At 61.9% G+C, this 18564-nt stretch carries 17 protein-coding genes, 1 tRNA gene and 1 pseudogene; 5 read left to right on the top strand and 14 right to left on the bottom strand.

The genetic code is table 11. From position 1 onward, the window contains the following. Position 1: 1 nt before the first annotated feature. Together AZF01_RS08965 and AZF01_RS08960 are read right to left on the bottom strand one after the other, a co-directional pair. On the bottom strand, positions 2–679 hold the full coding sequence (locus AZF01_RS08965) for a ChrR family anti-sigma-E factor (protein ID WP_024709899.1): 678 nt from the start codon (positions 677–679) through the stop codon (positions 2–4). Then, positions 676–1275 (bottom strand): sigma-70 family RNA polymerase sigma factor, encoded by a 600-nt coding sequence (locus AZF01_RS08960; protein WP_245308955.1) that lies wholly within the window; start codon positions 1273–1275, stop codon positions 676–678. The genes AZF01_RS08965 and AZF01_RS08960 overlap by 4 nt, the downstream gene beginning before the upstream one ends. A gap of 191 nt (positions 1276–1466) precedes the next feature. Between AZF01_RS08960 and AZF01_RS08955 the strand changes: the two genes are divergently transcribed. The 3 genes from AZF01_RS08955 to AZF01_RS08945 are packed head-to-tail and all read left to right on the top strand — an operon-like array spanning position 1467 to position 4835. Beyond that, positions 1467–2828, top strand: coding sequence for an NAD(P)/FAD-dependent oxidoreductase (locus AZF01_RS08955; RefSeq protein ID WP_024709897.1), 1362 nt, complete (start codon positions 1467–1469; stop codon positions 2826–2828). Then, complete coding sequence (locus AZF01_RS08950) at positions 2825–3634, top strand: DUF1365 domain-containing protein (protein WP_024709896.1); 810 nt, start codon at positions 2825–2827, stop codon at positions 3632–3634. Before AZF01_RS08955 ends, AZF01_RS08950 begins: the two co-directional genes overlap by 4 nt. After that, complete coding sequence (locus AZF01_RS08945; RefSeq protein ID WP_024709895.1) at positions 3618–4835, top strand: cyclopropane-fatty-acyl-phospholipid synthase family protein; 1218 nt, start codon at positions 3618–3620, stop codon at positions 4833–4835. Before AZF01_RS08950 ends, AZF01_RS08945 begins: the two co-directional genes overlap by 17 nt. Positions 4836–4838: 3 nt before the next feature. Here AZF01_RS08945 and AZF01_RS08940 read toward each other — a convergent pair whose 3' ends face one another. From AZF01_RS08940 to AZF01_RS24680, 12 genes are all read right to left on the bottom strand, one after another. Beyond that, positions 4839–5387 (bottom strand): hypothetical protein, encoded by a 549-nt coding sequence (locus tag AZF01_RS08940; RefSeq protein WP_152534638.1) that lies wholly within the window; start codon positions 5385–5387, stop codon positions 4839–4841. 12 nt (positions 5388–5399) lie between these two features. Continuing rightward, positions 5400–6215: a DUF1295 domain-containing protein gene (locus AZF01_RS08935; protein WP_024709893.1), complete on the bottom strand. Its 816-nt coding sequence runs from the start codon at positions 6213–6215 to the stop codon at positions 5400–5402. A 72-nt stretch (positions 6216–6287) separates the two neighbouring features. Beyond that, the gene (locus tag AZF01_RS08930; protein WP_024709892.1) at positions 6288–7142 is read right to left on the bottom strand and encodes an ABC transporter permease; all 855 of its coding nucleotides are present in this window, start codon (positions 7140–7142) and stop codon (positions 6288–6290) included. A gap of 10 nt (positions 7143–7152) precedes the next feature. Further along, positions 7153–8802, bottom strand: a complete 1650-nt coding sequence (locus AZF01_RS08925) for an ABC transporter permease (RefSeq protein WP_024709891.1) — start codon at positions 8800–8802, stop codon at positions 7153–7155. Positions 8803–8930: 128 nt separating this feature from the next. After that, complete coding sequence (locus AZF01_RS08920; protein WP_024709890.1) at positions 8931–10031, bottom strand: extracellular solute-binding protein; 1101 nt, start codon at positions 10029–10031, stop codon at positions 8931–8933. 88 nt (positions 10032–10119) lie between these two features. Continuing rightward, the gene (locus AZF01_RS08915; RefSeq protein WP_024709889.1) at positions 10120–11214 is read right to left on the bottom strand and encodes an ABC transporter ATP-binding protein; all 1095 of its coding nucleotides are present in this window, start codon (positions 11212–11214) and stop codon (positions 10120–10122) included. 297 nt (positions 11215–11511) lie between these two features. Continuing rightward, a complete protein-coding gene (locus AZF01_RS08910) occupies positions 11512–12339 on the bottom strand; it encodes an MBL fold metallo-hydrolase (RefSeq protein ID WP_024709888.1) in 828 nt (275 codons plus the stop codon). Between the two features lie 2 nt (positions 12340–12341). Then, entirely contained in the window at positions 12342–13121 is a 780-nt protein-coding gene (locus AZF01_RS08905; protein ID WP_024709887.1) for a TatD family hydrolase, read from the bottom strand. A gap of 6 nt (positions 13122–13127) precedes the next feature. Then, complete coding sequence (metG, locus tag AZF01_RS08900) at positions 13128–14672, bottom strand: methionine--tRNA ligase (protein ID WP_024709886.1); 1545 nt, start codon at positions 14670–14672, stop codon at positions 13128–13130. A gap of 154 nt (positions 14673–14826) precedes the next feature. Next, positions 14827–15873, bottom strand: coding sequence for a DNA polymerase III subunit delta' (locus tag AZF01_RS08895; protein WP_024709885.1), 1047 nt, complete (start codon positions 15871–15873; stop codon positions 14827–14829). After that, positions 15866–16543 carry a dTMP kinase gene (gene tmk, locus AZF01_RS08890; RefSeq protein ID WP_024709884.1) on the bottom strand — a complete coding sequence of 226 codons (678 nt, stop codon included), beginning with the start codon at positions 16541–16543 and terminating at the stop codon, positions 15866–15868. The genes AZF01_RS08895 and tmk overlap by 8 nt, the downstream gene beginning before the upstream one ends. Positions 16544–16623: 80 nt before the next feature. Further along, on the bottom strand, positions 16624–17472 hold the full coding sequence (locus AZF01_RS24680; RefSeq protein ID WP_305728868.1) for a septal ring lytic transglycosylase RlpA family protein: 849 nt from the start codon (positions 17470–17472) through the stop codon (positions 16624–16626). A gap of 447 nt (positions 17473–17919) precedes the next feature. On the opposite strand from AZF01_RS24680, the gene AZF01_RS08880 reads away from it, so the two are divergent. Further along, positions 17920–18009, top strand: a tRNA-Ser gene (locus AZF01_RS08880). Positions 18010–18308: 299 nt separating this feature from the next. Then, positions 18309–18536: pseudogene (locus AZF01_RS24720) on the top strand (helix-turn-helix domain-containing protein); the annotation flags it as partial. Between the last annotated feature and the right edge of the window lie 28 nt (positions 18537–18564).

Raw genomic sequence — 18564 nt, 5'->3', positions numbered from 1 at the left:
CTCAGATCCCGAGAAACGGCTGGACGACGCGCATCATCCGGCTTTTGAATTTCAGGGGCGCGTCTGTCACGATCAGACAGATGCATTCGCCATCCGGCGTCACCACCGGCTCGTGCACCGTCTCCTCGTCCTCCTCGTCGAAGTCGCCGGGCCCGAAAGCCTCGCCATCGCAGCGATAGCAGCCCTTCAGGATCAGCGTCAGCTCGCGGCCGCCATGGCCGTGTTCAGGCAGGGGCCGGCCGGGCCCGACGCGCAGCAGGCGCACATTGAGATCGCCGTCGACGGGCACCTGGTATTGCGCTGCGCCAATGCCGAGGCGGCGCCATTCGACCGCCTCCAGCGAGCCGCCGATATAGGAGCGCAGCGGCTCGGGTATCGCGCGGTCGACATCGGCGTCGCCTACGGGCCGTTGCGGGGCGGCAGCGGGTTCTTCCGCCGGCTCTGCCTTCAGCCGCTGCAGCATGGCCTCCCAGCTCTCGCGCTCGCGCTCGGGCGTCGTTTCCGGCTCGAGGCTCTCGATCAGCGCGCCGCCTGCGGCCTCCATCAGCGCAAGGCGCTTGCGGCAGTCCGGGCAGAGCGCGAGATGGGTGGCAACCGCAAGGCTCCAGCCTTCCTCCAGCGTTCCGGCGGCATACTCAAGCAACAGGGCATCAGAGATGTGGTGAGTGATCGGGGTCATCGGTCTTCTCCAAGCGCCGCTTTCAGTCTCGAAAACGCGGCCCGGATCCGGGACTTCACGGTCCCGAGAGGCAGATTGGTCTTTTCGGCGATCATGCTGTGTGAAATATCCTCGAAAAACGACATGCGCAGCAACTCTGCCTGTTCCTCCGGCAAGGTGGCCAGCGCCTGCCGGATCCGTACGGCAGTTTCATCCTGTTCGTAATTGATGTCCGGCGTCTCCGGGGCATCCGGCACGAAAGCGGGATCGGTCGGATCGAACTCGGGACGTTTTGCCTTGCGCAGGTTGTCGATCATCACATTGCGGGCAAGGGTGAAGACCCAGGCCGACGCATTGCCGCGCTGCGGATCGAACAGCGCGGCCTTGCGCCAGACCATCATCATGGTCTCCTGCATCAGTTCCTCGGCCAGTTGTCCGTCGAGCGCGCGCTTCAGCATGAAGCTGCGGATGCGCGGACCGAAATGGACGAACAGGCGCTCGAAGGAGGCGACATCGCGCGACCGTCCGGTTCGCACCAGACAGAGCGTCATTTCTTCGGCCGTCATTTCCGGCAAGGCTGGGCCTTTCGACTTTGGCATCCGCAGTCCCACGATCATGGGTGCCGCCCTGGAGCGGGCGGCGCTGGAAACCGAGCCGGCGGCCGGCATATGATGAGCAAGGTCTGTCATGCCAGCTATAACGGCGCGGTTTTCCAACCGGATTGAAGGTTCCAACAAATTTCTTCCGATTTCAATCCGTCCGGCTGTCGGAGACGTTATTCAGGGCAAAGAACAGAGGAAAACCGCGCATGCATCACACGCTGGACAAGGCCCACCGGAAGTTCCGCGCCGACAGGAAGATTGCCGTCATCGGCTCGGGCATTTCCGGCCTCTCGGCGGCATGGCTCCTGAGCAAATCCGCCCATGTCACGCTGTTCGAGGCCGACAGCCGCCCCGGCGGCCATTCGAACACCGCCGATGCGGTCATTGACGGCCGGCACATCCCCGTCGACACAGGCTTCATCGTCTACAACGAACGCAACTATCCGAACCTCACCGCCCTGTTCTCCCATCTCGGCGTGGCCACGGAGGATTCGGACATGTCGTTCTCGGCCTCGCTCAACAACGGCGCATTCGAATATGGCGGCACCAACATCGCCACCATGCTGGCGCAGAAGTCCAATATCCTGCGCTTCAGCTTCTGGCGGATGGTCTATGATATCTTCCGCTTCTATCGGGAGGCGCCGGCAGCGGCGAAGGAAACCTCCGGACTTCAACTGACGCTTGGCGACTATCTCGATGCCAAGGGCTATTCCAGACGCTTTGTCGAAGATCACATCCTGCCGATGGGCGCGGCGATATGGTCGACCACGGCCGATCAGATGCGCGCCTACCCTCTGGCCGCCTTCACCCGTTTCTTTGAAAGTCACGGGCTTCTGACGCTCGTCGACAGGCCCCAGTGGCGCACGGTGTCGGGCGGCAGCCGGAGTTACGTCACGCGCATGCTGGAGCAGATCAACGGCGATATCCGCCTTTCGACCCCGGTCCGGCAGATCCATCGTATCGACACCGGCGTGCGCCTGACGCTCGATCACGGCGAGGAACCGGAATTCGACGCCGTCGTGGTCGCAACGCATGGCGACCAGGCGCTTGCCATGCTGGCGGATGCCGGCGAAACCGAGAAAAGGCTTCTCTCGGCCTTTCGCTACACCGTCAACGATGCTTATCTGCACAGTGACGCAAGGCAGATGCCGAGGCGCCGCAAGGTCTGGTCGAGCTGGAACTATCTCGAGCGAAAGAGGGCCGACGACATCTCGCTGTGCGTGACCTACTGGATGAACCGGCTGCAGAATATCGATGAGGACTATCCGCTGTTCGTGACACTCAATCCGGCCGAGCCCATCCGTGAGGATGCAGTCCATGCCCGCTACACCTATACCCATCCCCTCTTCGACCGCGGCGCGATCGAGGCCCAGCGCGACCTCTGGCGGATCCAGGGACGCGGCAATGTCTGGTATTGCGGCGCGCATTTCGGCAGCGGCTTTCACGAGGACGGGTTACAGTCGGGCCTCGCTGCGGCGGAAGCACTCGGCGGCATAAGGCGACCCTGGTCGGTGGAAAACGAGTCCGGCCGCATCCACCTTCAACCGAACCTGGTCGCCGCCGAATGAGCTGGAACTCCGCCCTCTTCAAAGGCGATGTCATTCACCGGCGTCACCGGCCGAAGACGCATCGGCTGCACTACCGCGTGTTCTCGCTGCTGATCGACCTTGACGAACTGCCGACACTTGATCGCGCAATGCGGCTTTTCGGTCACAACCGCTTCGCCCTCTTCAGCGTCCATGACCGCGATCACGGCGCTCTTGACGGCGGCGGGCTGAAATCCTGGGCACTGGGCGAAGTCGGGAGAGCCGGCATTTCCGCGCCGGTCGCCCGCGTGGAGATGCTCTGCTATCCGCGCATTCTCGGCTATGTCTTCAACCCGCTCACGGTTTACTTCTGCTACCGCGAAAACGGCGGTCTTGTCGCGATCCTCTACGAGGTCTGCAACACGTTCAAGGAACGGATGACCTATGTGATCCCCGTCGCCGATGACAGCCGACCGGTGCGGCAGACGGCGGAGAAGAAACTTTACGTCTCCCCCTTCATCCCGATGGAGTGCATCTATCACTTTTCCATCGCGCCGCCCGGCGAAACGGTGTCGGTACGGATCAACGAGAAGGATGGCGAAGGTCCGCTTCTGTTCGCCGCCTTCAACGGCAAGCGCGCGGCGCTCTCCGACCGTGCGCTTCTTTCCGCCTTTGCAACCTATCCGCTGATGACCGTCAAAATCATTGCGGGGATCCACCTCGAAGCTTTACGACTGTTGATGAAGGGAATACCGGTATTCAAACACCGGCCGTCCGCATTGCGCGTTCAAAGCGTTGTCGCAGGCGGCCCGCTGCGAAAAGACGGAGCCGATGACCGAGATGCATGACCGACAAGCCCCGCACAGAAGCCTGAAACTGTGGCAGAAGCCGATCGCCGGCATGGCCGGGCGCATCAACACCGGATCCCTGACGCTGCGTTTTCCCCATGGCCGTAGCGCCCGGGTTTGCGGAAGCAGGCAAGGGCCTGAGGCGGAAATCAGCCTCAAAAATCCGCGCCCGCTGTTTCGCCTCCTCAGCGAGGGAGACCTCGGTTTTGCGCGTTCCTATATCGACGGCGACTGGGACACGCCGGACCTCGGCGCCGTGATCGATCTGGCGATCGCCAATGAGGAGGAGTTGTCGCGGACATTGTCCTCTTCCTATCTGTTCACCCGGGTGAGCCGCCTCCGCCACCGCCTGCGCGCAAACACCAAAACGGGCAGCAAGCGCAATATCGCCTTCCACTACGACCTCGGCAACGCCTTCTACAAGCTATGGCTCGACGAGACGATGACCTATTCGAGCGCGCTCTACGAGGGCCGCGAGCGCTCCCTGCCTGAGGCGCAGACGGCCAAATACGACCGCATCCTCGCCTGCCTGCAGGTGGGGCCGCAGGACCGGATCCTGGAGATCGGCTGCGGCTGGGGCGGTTTTGCCGAGCATGCGGCGAGAACGACCGGTTGCCATGTCACAGGCCTCACCCTGTCTGCGGAACAGGCGAAGTTTGCCCGCGAACGGCTTGCCGAAAAGGGCCTTGCCGCGCAAACCGACATCCGGCTCGAGGACTACAGGGATTGCCGGGGCACGTTTGACAAGATCGTCTCGATCGAGATGTTCGAGGCCGTGGGCGAGGAAAACTGGCCAGTCTTCTTCGAGACGGTCAACCGGCGGCTGACGCCCGGCGGCACGGCGGTGATCCAGTCGATCGCGATCGAGCATCACCGCCTCGACGATTACCGGAACAATCCGGATTTCATCCAGCACTTCATCTTTCCCGGGGGCATGCTTCCCTCCATCGAGACCTTCCGCAAGGGCGCGTCCAGTGCCGGACTGGCGGTGAAGGACCTGTTCTCTTTCGGCAATGACTATGCGCGCACGCTACTGGAGTGGGAAAAGCGCTTTCTTTCGGAATGGGAGGCAATCCACCCGCTCGGCTTCGACGAGCGCTTCCGCCGGATGTGGCGCTATTATCTCAACTACTGCGCCTCCGGCTTCAGCGCCGGGCGGATCGACGTCGCGCAATTCCACCTGATGAAGCCGGCGCTTTGAAGTTCACTCAGGCCGCTCCGCCCTCGGGAAGCGCAGCATGATGAAGGCGGCAAGCGCAGCCGCTCCCGTGACGTTGAGAAAGGCGAGGCTTCGCATGTCGTTTGCCGCAACCGGCATCAACGGCGCTCCGATGCGCCCCTCAAGCACGACAAACAGGACAAAGATCGCCGCGACAAGTCCGCGCGAGAGCCAGACCTCCGTACGGTAGAACGAAAGTCCGGCAAGCATCAGGCAGGCGAACAGGAAGGCAAGCGTCTCGCTCTCCCCGCCGAGAACAAAGGCGATCGCCAACGTATCGACCACGCCGACAATCACCATGCCGAGACGGGCCGCACGCCCCTTGCCGATGCGCGACAGATGCCAGACCGCGAGATAGAGCGGCATGGTCAGCGCGGTCAGCAGGGAGAGATGAAACGCGCTTTCGGCCAGGAACCAGACATAGAGCGGGTAGACCGGCTTGTTGAGCGCCAGCACCAGGGCCGTGGCGCCGGCCGCGCCGCCAAGCGGGTCGTCGCGGCGAACGCCCTCTTGTCCGGGTTTGTTAATGAACATCATCTATCCGGCTCAACGCCCTGCAGACGTTGATTTTTTACCGTGCGGAAACCACGGGAAAAAGGCGTTGACGCGTTTCTGGTAGGCCTTGAACGCCTCCCCGCGTGAGCGCTCCATATGCTGTTCCAGATAGGGGATGCCCGACACATGGTTGAGCAGCCAATACATCATCAGCGGCGCGAGGAGAGACAGCATGAACGGCAGGAACGACTGGAAACCGGCAAGCGCCAGCAGCGGCCAGGCGCACCACCAGGTCCATTCGAAGAAATAGTTCGGATGACGCGAATAGCCCCACAGACCGATATCGCAGACCGTCTTGCCCTCCGGGCTTCTGCGCTTGAACTGCGAAAGTTGCCAGTCGGCCGTCCCCTCGCCCGCGATCGCGAACAAGGCGACAACGAGGGCCAGTCCGTCGAGGATGCCGGGAAATGGCGCCGGATTGAGAATTGCGCCATAGATCGACAGAGCGAGAATGAAGGCGGCAAAGGCCTGGATCTGCAGGAACCACAGCAGTCGCGGCCCGGCGCTGTCGCCCCACTCGTCAATCAGCGCGGCATAGCGCGGGTCATCCTTCTTGCCGGCGCTGCGCGTGGCGATATGGCCGGCAAGCCGCAGGGCCCAGAGCCCGACGAGAATGCCGGCGAGCCACTTGCGCGCCGGATTTCCGGCTTCCGAGAAGACGATGACGGAGAGCCCGCCAAGCCCTGTGAGAGCGGCCCAGATCGTATCGATCCAGCCGCTGTTGCCGGTGAGCCTCTGAACGGCCCAGGCGCCGGCCATGCCAAGGCAAAGCCCGATGAAAACGGAAATCAGCAGAGTTACAGACACGTCGCCCTCCGGAAAAATGCGGTTCACACATCTCTACGGAGGGCGCGACGGTACGGATCGAAATCGGACCCGTCAGCCCGGTGAAAGGCCGCGCTGTCTTTCCGAACGGCGGCGCAGCAGCTCCAGCACCGTCAGCAAAATGATCGAAATCGTTACCAGGATGGAAGCGACGGCCAGGATCGTCGGCGAAATCTGCTCGCGCAGCCCTGTGAACATCTGCCAGGGCAGAGTCTTCTGCGAGGCGGAGCCGACGAACAGCACGACGACGACCTCGTCGAAGGATGTAATGAAGGCGAACAGCGCGCCCGAAATCACGCCCGGCAGGATCAGCGGCATCTGCACCTTGAAGAAGGTGGTGACCGGGTTTGCGCCGAGGCTCGCCGCCGCCCGTTCCAGCGACCGGTCGAAACCGACCAGCGTCGCCGTCACGGTGATGATGACGAATGGCGTGCCGAGCACGGCATGCGCCAGAACGACGCCCCAATAGGTGCCCTGAATGCCGAGGCGGGAGTAGAAGAAATACATGCCGGCGGCCGAGATGATCAGCGGCACGATCATCGGCGAGATCAGGACTGCCATGATGGCGCCGCGATAGGGCACATGGCTCTGCGACAGGCCGATAGCGGCCAGCGTGCCGAAGCCGGTCGCCAGAAGCGTCGCGGCCGGCGCGATCATCACCGAGTTCCTGAGCGCCTGCTGCCAGTCGGGATTGGTGAAGAAGTCATGGTAATGCTTGAACGAATAGCCGGCTGGATCGAAGGACAGCATTTCCGGCGTGAAGGTGAAGAAGTCCGTCGCGTTGAAGCTGAGCGGAATGATCACCAGGATCGGAAAGATCAGGAAGAAGAAGATCAGTCCGCAGATCACCCGGAAGCCGTAGTGCCAGACGCGCTGGCCGGTGGTCATGTATGGGGGCAGTTTGGCCATGGTCCCTCTCCTATCCGAGCTTCACATTGTCGATGCCGACGAGCTTGTCGTAGATGACGAAGCAGAGCAGCACCACGACCAGAAGCAGCGTGCCGAGCGCGGCCGCCAGGCCCCAGTTCAGCGAACTCGAGATATGGTAGGCGATCCGGTTGGAGATGAAGATACCGGAGGTGCCGCCGACCAGTTCAGGCGTGATGTAATAGCCGATCGACAGGATGAAGACGAGAACGGCGCCGGCGCCGATGCCGGGCACGGTCTGCGGGAAATAGATCCGCCAGAAGGCCGTCCAGTCCGTCGCGCCCAGGCTTTTCGCCGCGCGCACATAGGTCGGCGATATCGTCTTCATCACCGAATAGAGCGGCAGGATCATGAAGGGCAGCAGGATATGGGTCATGGCGATGACGGTGCCCGTCGCATTGTTGATCAGCGCGAGCCGTCCGTCATCGGAGACAAGGCCGATGAACACCAGAATATCGTTGATGACGCCCTGTTGCTGCAACAGCACCTTCCACGCAGAGGTTCTGACCAGAAGCGATGTCCAGAACGGCAGAAGCACCAGGATCATCAGGAGATTGGCGGAGCGGAGCGGCAGATGCGAGAGCAGGAAGGCGATCGGGTAGCCGAGAATGAGGCAGGAAAAGGTGATGACCACGCTCAGGACCAGCGTGCGCATGAACAGGAGCAGATAGATGCGCTGGTCTTCCGGCACCATTTCGATCCCGTGGGCCGTCATCTGGGCGTCGAGCGCGGCGAGATAATAGCCGGCCGTATAGGGACCCTTGAAGCGATAGAGCGTCTGCCAGACGTCGAGCGAGCCCCAGTCCTCGTCGGCGTCGATGAATTCCTCACGCGCCGTGGTCGCCTCGAATTCGGGGACCGCAGCGGCAGCCGTCGCCAGCAGTTCAGCCGTCACACCCGAATAGCTGGCAGCGGCATCGGGATTGGCGATCAGGTCGCCGTAAAGCGCTGCATAGACAGGGTTCCACGGCTCTTCCTCGGTCGGGCTGTCTTCGTCTTCCGTTTGAATGACATTGGCAAAGCCGGCATAGATCTCGGCCGTGCGCGGCAGGGCTTCCTTGGCCGCCTCCGAGACGACGAACGCAGGTTCCGTTGCGCTATCATCGCCGGCAGTGGCCCATTCGGCCTGCGCCGCGATCCAGTCTTCAGAGGCCATCAGGGAAACCCATGTGGCGGGCTCGACCCAGGCCTCGTTCAGGTCCTCAAACTGTTCGGTAAAAATCTCGCCGAAATCGTCAACCCGACGGCCCGTCTTGCGGAACAGGCTCGACATGCCGGTCATCTCATAGTTCAGCCGCGAGCCGAGCCTCGTGTGCTGTTTGCGCTCCGCAGCAATGATCAGGTCATCGCGCAGCGCGGCAAACACGAATTCATCGGGCAGTTCGCCCGAAGCCGGGTCCCAGCTTTCAAGCGCCGTCACGGTGCGCGGCAGCGTTTCGGGAACGATCTCGTTCTGAACGGAGCGGAACAGCATGTCCACGATCGGCGCGGCAAAGGAAACCAGCACGAACAGCAGGAGCGGCGCGATGAGTATGAGTGCGCGCATCTTCTGGCGGCGCAGTGCCTTTGCAAAGCTCGCCTTCAGCGGCTTGCCGTCGGAGGTCGTCAGCTTCTCCGCCGTGTTGGAGGTCGTGTCGCTCATGGTCCCCGCTTCTTTTGCTGGTTCGGCCTTCGGCCATCATGCTCGACCGTCTGATGCGGCCTTGGTCCGTTGTCGGTGCGGAAGGGCCGGAGCCGGCCCTTCCACGATATCGTCAGCGAAAAGCGTGCTTACTGCACCAGCCAGGACTGGAACTTGGCGTCCAGGTCATCGCGGTAGTCAGCCCACCATTCGTAGTTGTAGACGAAGACGTTCTCGGCGTTCTCCGGAGCGGTCGGCATGTGCGGACCCATCTCGACGCCGAGTTCGGCATGCTTGCCGACGAGCGGAGCCGAAGAGTTACGGGCCGGACCATAGGAGATGTAGGCCGCCTGGTCGGCAAGACGCTGGGTGTCGGTCGCGAACTTGACGAAGTCCTTGACCATGGCGAGGCGATCTTCCGGCAGGCCGGCCGGAATGATCCAGCCGTCGAGGTCGAACACCTGCGCATCCCAGAGCATCTTGAAGGGCTGGTCTTCTTCAACGATCGCGGAGAACCAGCGACCGTTATAGGAGGAACCCATGACGATTTCGCCGTCGGCGAGCAGCTGCGGCGGCTCGGCGGCGGCCGACCACCAGATCACGTCGTCCTTGATGGTGTCGAGCTTGGCGAAGGCGCGATCCTGGCCTTCCTCGGTTTCGAGCACGTCATAGACGTCTTCCTTGGCAACGCCGTCGCAGATCAGCGCCCATTCCATGTTATTGATCGGCCGCTTTTCGAGCGAACGCTTGCCGGGATAGGTCTCGGTATCGAACATGGCGCAGATCGATTCCGGTTCCGGGGCGCCTTCCGGCAGCAGATCCGGACGGTAGGCGGCGGTGGTGGAGTAGACGATCTGCGGAATGAAGCAATCGGAGACGATCAGATCGCCGAAATCTTCCGAAGCCGGCGTGCCGTCGGGCGCATCGGCCAGGAGCTCGTCCGGGTCATACTCCATGGCAAGGCCCTCGTCGCAAAGACGCATGGCGTCGGCGGCAACGACGTCCACCAGATCCCAGGTCACATTGCCGGCCTCGTTCATGGCACGCAGCTTGGCAACGGCCTCATTCGAGGATTCGTCCCAGACGACTTCAATGTCCGGATTCATTTCCATGTAGGGATCGGTGTAAGCATTCTTCTGCGAAGCCTGGTAAGCGCCGCCCCACGATACGATGGTCATCTGTTCGGCGTAAGCTGCTGATGATGTGGCGAGCGATGCCGCCAGTGCCAGAATAATAGACTTGGTTTTCATAGTCTTTCTTCCCCTTCTTCGAGATGATTGCACGAACCAGTGGGTCCGCATCCTTAGAACCGCCGATAAGCGAGATCGGCAGTTGCTGTTACGCGACGGGATCAAGCGCCTTGCAGTCGGCCGCAGCAAAGCCGATGGCCTGCTGCTTGCCCTTGTGCAAATCCCAGCGCTCGCCGCGATTTCTAACCTTGACGACGAACTCGTCGTTTCCGCACACATTCATGCGCACGCGGATATGGTCGCCAAGATAGATCAGTTCCTCGATCGTGCCGGTAATGGTATTGGCATGATCATCGGTGGGAACGATTTCAACGCGCTCCGGCCGGAGCGAAATGGTCGTGCGGTCGCCGACCTTGTCGACATTCACCTTGTCGGCAATGATCACCGTGCCGTCATCGAGCTTCACCGTGCATTCGCCGCCGCGGATCTCGGTCACCGTCCCGCTCAGCTTGTTGTTCTCGCCGATAAACTGGGCGACGAACGAATTCTGCGGGTTTTCGTAGAGCATCGACGGCTCGGACAGTTGCTGCACCACGCCGTCATTGAAGACCGCCACGCGGTCCGACATGGTCAGCGCCTCGGTCTGGTCATGCGTCACATAGACGACGGTCACGCCGAGATTGTCGTGAATATGCTTGATCTCGTACTGCATCTGCTCACGCAACTGCTTGTCGAGCGCGCCGAGCGGCTCGTCCATCAGCACCAGTTCGGGATCGAAGACCAGGGCGCGCGCGACGGCCACGCGCTGCTGCTGGCCGCCGGAAAGCTGCGCCGGGCGGCGTCCGCCGAAATTGCCAAGCTGCACCATGTCGAGCGCGCGCTTGACCTTTTCCTCCTGCTCGGCCTTGCCCATGTTGCGAAGCTGCAGCGGAAAGGCGAGGTTTTCGGCAACCGACATGTGCGGAAACAGAGCGTAGTTCTGGAACACCATGCCGATGCCGCGCTTGTGCGGCGGCACGTTATTGATGGGCTTCTCGTTGAGATAGATCTCGCCGTAGGTGGCGGGCTCGAAACCGGCCAGCATCATCAGACAGGTCGTCTTGCCCGAGCCGGAGGGACCGAGCATGGTCAAAAACTCGCCCGGCGGAATATCCAGATTTAATTTCTTAACAACGAGGCTTTCGCCGTCATAACTCTTTTGAACACTATCGTACTTAACCGAAGCACCCCGGTTTTCAGCCATTTTGTCCCCTTGTCATTGTGGACCTCGCGGGCCCAATTCTTGTACGGGCCTTCTCAAGCAATCCGGCTTCATACTGCAATTCGCGCTGCCTAAATCAACCTCAAATTTCCAGAACGGACAAAGAATGGGCAGAAATCGGTCCCGATTTCAACAGGGATTTGCTGTTTTCTGGGGTTGACAGACTTTCGTCGTAGTCAGTTTAACCTGAGAGATCACGCATTTAGCGCCGAAATACGCTAGCGCGGAGATGTCGCGCAATCGCAATACGCAAACTGAACTGAGGGGTAAAATTTTAATTCAGACCGTTTCGTCCGCGACCGAGAACTCGACGCTCAACCCGTCAAAGGCGGGTTCGACATGGGCGGGGGTTTCGGACGCCACGATGTCGTAGTCGAGCGGAATGTGCATATGCGTCAGTATCGCGCGCTTCGCGCCGAGGCGCTCCACCCAGGAAAGCGCTTGCCCGAGCGAGAGATGGCTCGGATGCGGATGATATTGCAGCGCGTCAATCACCAGAAGGTCGAGATCGCGCAGTTTCGCAACGGATTCGGCCGGAAAATCGCTGACATCCGTACAGTAGGCAACGCCGCCCAGTCGGTATCCGAGCGAGATGATGTCGCCATGCTGCTGGCGGTGCGGCATGAACCGCATCACGCCACCCGGGCCGTCGACTTCGACCGGGCTGCCGATATCCGTGATGATATTGGCCCGGGCGATCGGCGGATAAGCGCTGCCTTTCGGGGTCTCAAGGCAATAGGCAAAGCCTTCCAGAATGCGCGCCATCGTCGCCTCGTCGGCATAGACGGGGATGCGCTGGCGCTGGGCATGAAAATAACCGCGAATGTCGTCGATCCCGTGGATGTGATCGGCATGGGCATGGGTAAACAGCACGGCATCGATGCGCCTTACCCCTGCCCGGATCATCTGCTCGCGGAAATCCGGTCCGGTGTCGATCACCACCGTCGTCACCCCGCCATCGGGGGCGAACTGCTCGACGAGAAAGGCCGTGCGCGTGCGCCGGTTCTTCGGGTTTGCCGGATCGCACGCACCCCAGTCGCCGGTAATGCGCGGCACGCCCGGCGAGGAAGAACAGCCCAGAATGGTGAAGCGGCGGCGGTAGACCAAGGTCAGACCCGCGTCATCTTCGAGAAGCAGCGAAAGGCATTCTCCGTGGTGATATCGGCCATCGCCGCCTCGCTCACGCCCTTGACCTCGGCCAGAACCCGCGCTGTGTTGACCACATAGGAGGGCTCATTGCGCTTGCCGCGAAAGGGCGTCGGCGCCAGATAGGGCGCGTCGGTTTCCACCAGAAGGCGCTCCATGGGCACATCGGCGGCGATGGCACGCAGATCATCGGATTTCTTGAAGGTCAGGATGCCGGAGAAGGACACGTAGCCGCCAAGCTCAACCCCCGTACGGGCCAGCGCCGCCCCGGAAGAAAAGCAGTGGAGGATGAAAGGGAACGCGCCCTCGCCGGTCTCCCGCCGCAGGATCGCATCCATGTCGTCATCGGCATCGCGGCTGTGAATCACGAGCGGCAGGCCGGTTTTCCGCGCGGCGGCGATGTGCCGCCGCAACCCGGTCTTCTGCACCTCGGCCTTTTCCGGCTGGTAGTGGTAATCGAGCCCCGCCTCGCCGATCGCCACCACTTTCGGATGGCCACTCAGACGGACGAGTTCGTCCGTGCCGATGTCGAGTTCCTCATCGGCATTGGCAGGATGGGTTCCCACAGAGCAGAATACATTCTCGTATTTTTCAGCGATTTCAACGACCTGATTGAATTTCTTTACCCGCGTTGAGATCGTCACCATCTGCGCGACACCCGCCTCCTTCGCGCGCGCAACGAGGTCGTCGCGTTCGGCGTCAAAGTCGGGAAAATCGAGATGGCAATGGCTATCGATCAGCATGAATTCCTATTCCTCGGGCGCAACGTAACGCGGGAAGACCGGCGACGGTTTTTCAAGCGGCATGCCCGATTTCAAACGACCCGTCTTTCCCAAATGCGCGAAATCGCGTTCTGTTTCCGGGATCGACACGAGGTCGAGCAATTTCGCCGCCGAGGCCGGCATGGCCGGCTGCAGCAGGATCGCAACCTGGCGCACCACCTCCGCCGTCACGTAAAGAACGGTTGCCATGCGCTCCGGATCGGTCTTGCGCAGCGCCCAGGGCTCCTGCCCGGCGAAATAGCGGTCGGCCTCAGAAACGAGGCCGATGATTGCCGCCATCGCCCGATGGATGGCGAACTTTTCCATCGCCTCGCGCACCGTCTCGATGACGCCGTCGGCAGAAGACAGCATCGCCTCGTCCTCCGCCGTCAACGGACCGCATTCCGGGACCTTGCCGTCGCAGTTCTTGGCGATCATCGACAGCGAGCGGCTGGCGAGGTTGCCGATGCCATTGGCGAGATCGGAATTGATGCGCGTGCCGATCGCCTCGTCGCTGTAGCTGCCGTCCTGGCCGAAGGAGACCTCGCGCAGCATGAAATAGCGGATCTGGTCGAGCCCGAAATGGTCGACGAGATTGAAGGGATCGATGACATTGCCGACCGATTTCGACATCTTCTCGCCCTTGTTGAGAAGAAAGCCGTGGGCATAGACCCGCTCCGGAAGTGCCACGCCCGCCGACATCAGGAAGGCCGGCCAGTAGACCGCGTGAAAGCGGATGATGTCCTTGCCGATGATGTGAATGCCGGGCCAGTAGGACCACATCGGCCCGTTTTCGTCCGGAAAGCCGAGCGCTGTGATATAGTTGGTCAGCGCATCGACCCAGACATACATGACATGGTCCGGATCGCCGGGCACCGGCACGCCCCAGTCGAAGGTCGTGCGCGAGATCGACAGATCCTTCAGGCCCGACTTGACGAAGGAGATCACCTCGTTGCGCCGCTCCGCCGGGCCGATGAAATCGGGGTGGTCGTCATAATATTCGAGCAGGCGCTCGCCATAGGCCGACAGTTTGAAGAAATAACTCTCCTCCTCGACCCATTCGACCGGGGAGCCGAGCGGCTCACGACGCACGCCGTCTTCGCCGAGCGTGGTCTCGCCCTCGTCGAAATAGGCCTCCTGGCGCACCGAATACCAGCCGCCATACTTGCCGAGATAGATGTCGCCATTCTCCTGCATACGCTTCCACAGCGCCTGCACGGCCTTGCGATGACGCTCCTCGGTGGTGCGGATGAAATCGTCATTGGAACAGTTGAGCGTGGCGAGAAGCCCGCGGAAGACCGCCGAGTTGCGATCCGCCAGCTCGATCGGGGCGACGCCTTCCCTTTCGGCGGTCTGCTGCATCTTCTGCCCGTGCTCGTCCGTGCCGGAGAGGAAGCGCACATCCATGCCGTCCAGCCTGCGGAAACGCGCAAGCGCGTCGGTGGCGATCATGGTGTAGGCATGACCGATATGCGGCGCGCCGTTGGGATAGAAGATCGGCGTTGTGATGAAATACCTGTTGTTGTCGCTCATTCCGCTGTCCGTGTGCATGGCTGTCTGGGAGCCGGTTCGCTCCGGGGACGTTTCTGATATTGCGGGCAAGCCGGCGTCCGCTGAAATCCGGAACCGGTGCTGAAATCTGACCGGTCTTACCGCCCCTCAATCAGCGCATCAAGTCAAACCTGCTTCAGGCGTCGGCGCCCGGGGGCTCAAGCGTGGTTCGCAGCCGCGACAGCAGATCGAGCGCCAGCTGCCTGCGGTCGAGATTGTAGGCATCGGCTTCCGCCACGTCGGCCGCGATCCTGGAGGACAGACCGGCCAGCCTTTCGGCAAGCGGGAGATCGCCGGAAAATGCCGCCTCGCGCGCCCGCGTCTTGATGTCCCCGTCGATATGGCCGAGCAGAAAATCGAAAATGGTCTCGTTCTCGCGCTTTGCAACCGTATCCGCAAGCTTGTGCATGACGAGACGCGCCTCGGCGACCGTTCCCTCCAGCACGGCGTCATAGGCATCGATGATCTCCAGCCCGCCATAGTTGACCAGCTTCAGGGCTTCGGCGACGCTGCCGTTTGCGAGCGCCGCCATGCGCTCTTCGTCCTGCCCCCCCGCAGAAAGGCCGAGCGCGCCGAGCGCCGCAGCCAGGTCCTGCGCGGCCAGCGGGCGCAGGCGCAGCGGCAGGCAGCGCGAGCGGATCGTCGGCAGGAGCCTTCCCGGCGCATGCGAAATCAACAGGAACATAGCGTTTTTTGGCGGCTCCTCGAGGATTTTCAGAATTGCGTTGGCGGCATTGCGATTAAGGTCGTCGGCCGCATCCACGATCACGATGCGCCAATTGCCGGTTCCCGAGGTCTGGGACAGGAAGTGGCCAGCCCGGCGCACTTCCTCCACGGTGATCGCGGTCTTCAGCTTGCCGCTCTTCGCATCAACCGGGCGCTTCAGATGCAAAAGGTCATGCGATGCGCCGGCGATGATCTGGCGCGTCAGCGGCGATGTCTGGTCCGGCTCGATCAGGTGATCCGGCGCATCGGCGGGATGGGGAAAATGCAGCACGTGGTTGGCAAAGCGAAAGGCGAGCGTCGCCTTGCCGATGCCGGCCGCCCCTTCCAGAAGCAGCGCATGATGTCCCTTGCCGCCGCGATAGGACTGGGCGAGATAGGCTTCGGCCTCGCCGTGACCAAAGAGATGGCGGTTGCGCGAAGGCTCGACAGCGCCCTCCAGGAGCAGTTCGTCAGCCATCGGCGCCACTCCCGAGATTGCGGGAGGCAAGGACTTCCGACACGACCTGCCAGACCGCCCCGGCAACCGTTTCGGGCGCGGCCGCGGCATCGATGACCCGACAACGCTCGGGCTCGGCCTCGGCAATGCTTAAAAATGCCTGCCGCCGCGCCGCGTGAATGGCGATGTCGTCCTTCTCGAAACGGTCGGGCGCGCCGGCAAGCGCGGTTTCCGGCAGCCGCCCGCGCACCCGCTTCAATCCTTCCAGTGCATCGAGATCGAAGATCAGCGTCAGGTCCGGGCGAACGCCGTTGACGGCGACCCGCTCCACCGTGGCGACGAATTCCGGCGCCAGCGCGCCGGTCGCCCCCTGGTAGGCCCTTGAGGAATCCATGAACCGGTCGCAGAGCACGATTTGTCCCGCCGCGAGCGCGGGCCGGATGATCTCCTCGACATGATCGTTGCGCGCGGCGGCGAACAGCAGCACCTCCATGCCGACGCCGAAGGGTTCGGCAGCGCCGGAGAGCAGAACATGGCGCACGGCCTCCGCGCCGGCCGAACCGCCGGGCTCGCGGGTAACGCGAACCTTGTGTCCCAGCATGCCGAGGCGTTCGGCGAGAAGCCGGATCTGCGTCGATTTGCCGACGCCTTCCCCGCCCTCGAAACTGATGAAAATGCCCTGCTCAGCCATGTCGTCCGTCGCCTTTTGTCCCGACAGACGCCGGTTTAGAGGATTTCGGCGGCGGGAAAAAGCCCCGGGGGCGCGGGGCCCTATTTTTTAAACGGAATGGGCGCGACGACGGGCAGGCTCGCATCGTCGGTCAGGATGGACTCCGCCGCCTTTCCGGCTGCGCTTGTCGGCGCTTCGGGCGCGTTGTCGACGAGCGCCAGCGCCTCCTGCGGCGCCTTTGCGGAGGCGACTGCCGCGACCTTCATGTTGGCGGCCGCCGCCGCCGGTTTCTTCTCGGCCTTGTTCTCGACGAGGGCCATCAGCGTGTTGGAGCGCTCGGTCGCCGGTTTCGTCTCAGCCTGCGCAAGCTGAACGCCTGCTTCGCCGAAGCGGGCGGGGTCCACGCCTTCCGGCACGGCCTTCTTCTCGAAGGAGGCGAGAAGATAATCCATGTCATCGGGCGACTGCGGCGCGGGACCGATATAGTCGACGCGCACATCGGCAACGCCCTCATGGGTCATGTCGAGCATCTCGGCCGCCTTTTTCGAAAGATCGATGATCCGGCCGGAAACGAAGGGACCCCGGTCGTTGACGCGCACGATGACGGAGCTGTCGTTCTTCTTGTTGGTGACGCGGACATAGCTCGGCAGCGGCAGCGTCTTGTGGGCCGCCGAAAGATGGTTCATGTCGTAGGTCTCGCCTTTGGCGGTGCGCCCGCCGTTGAAGTTCGGCCCGTACCAGGAGGCGAGCCCCTCCTTGGAATATGTCTCGACATGTTTGGGCGTATACCACTTGCCCCTCACCTGATAGGGCTTGCCGACCTTCTGGTAACCGAGACTCGTGGCAGTTGCCGTCTGTTCTCCAGCAGTTTCCGTGGCATCCTTGGCCTCATCCCCGGCCTTTTCGGATGTATCTCCGGTGGTCGTGCAAGCACTCAGCATGGCTGTCACGGCCAAGATTGCGACCGAAGCGGATAACCGGAACTCTCTCATGCCAGCAATTCTTCCATTTGTCTTGACCGGCCGGCGGGAAAACCTCGCCTGAAACCGCCATCTTGAAATTTGGATATCGTCCCCTATGCGGAGACTTCGTGGCCGCTTTAAGGCGCGTAGCAAATTCGAGAGCCGTGTTCAACCCGCAATTGCCGGAAGCACCGCAACCACAGGCGTGAGAGGAGCATATCGGCACAGGCGGGCTAGCGCATCGGCCCGAAAATCGGAATCGATTTTCGGAAAGCACGATGCGGAGGTTCGATAGGTTGGAGCGTCCTTTGTGCGTCCGAAGGAACGCACGGCGCTCCAATACGGCATTGACCGCCGCAAGAAAGCGGTGATAAAGCGCGGAACGCTGCAGGGATGACGGTCGCAAAAACCGCCGACCGGCAGCGCAGCCCTCACGGAGGAGTGGCCGAGCGGTTTAAGGCACCGGTCTTGAAAACCGGCGTGCGTGAAAGCGTACCGTGGGTTCGAATCCCACCTCCTCCGCCATCCCGGCATCATCCAGAGCGAAGCGACGCGTTCCCGGACATGTTTCGTGCCCGCTTATGGGCGACTTGTAAGGTCAACGAACACACAATGGCTCATATGAGCACTATAGACGGCCTGAGGCGCAATTCCGGCAAGGCTCGCGAAGCCGCAGTTCGGCGCACGCCCGCAACTGGCTGGCCCGACACCGAACGCCGGTAGCTCGGCCTCGAGAAACTGCTCTCGAAAGAAAAGCAAACACAAGAAGGTGCTTCGCGCTCCGCGTGCTTTACCATATGCCGTACAGCCCCTAGGGTCGGTATATGCGGTATCTTGATATTGTGTTTTCAACGGACTTTCTGACAGCCGACCGCGTTGGAGATAGAGAAAGCCTGACCTTCACACGGCAGGAGCGAACCCTGCTGCAGCACTTCACGGCGAACGGCGGCAGGCTCTTGAGCCGCAATGATCTTCTCGCTGTCCTCGGCGGCCAGAATGACAGTATCAGCGACCGGCACGTAGATTTCCTGATCAACCAGATACGCCGCAAGCTTCGGGACAGGCCGCGCGCACCGCGCT

The sequence above is a fragment of the Martelella sp. AD-3 genome, from assembly GCF_001578105.1.
Taxonomy (GTDB): domain Bacteria; phylum Pseudomonadota; class Alphaproteobacteria; order Rhizobiales; family Rhizobiaceae; genus Martelella.
This window is presented reverse-complemented; position numbering and strand designations above follow the sequence as displayed.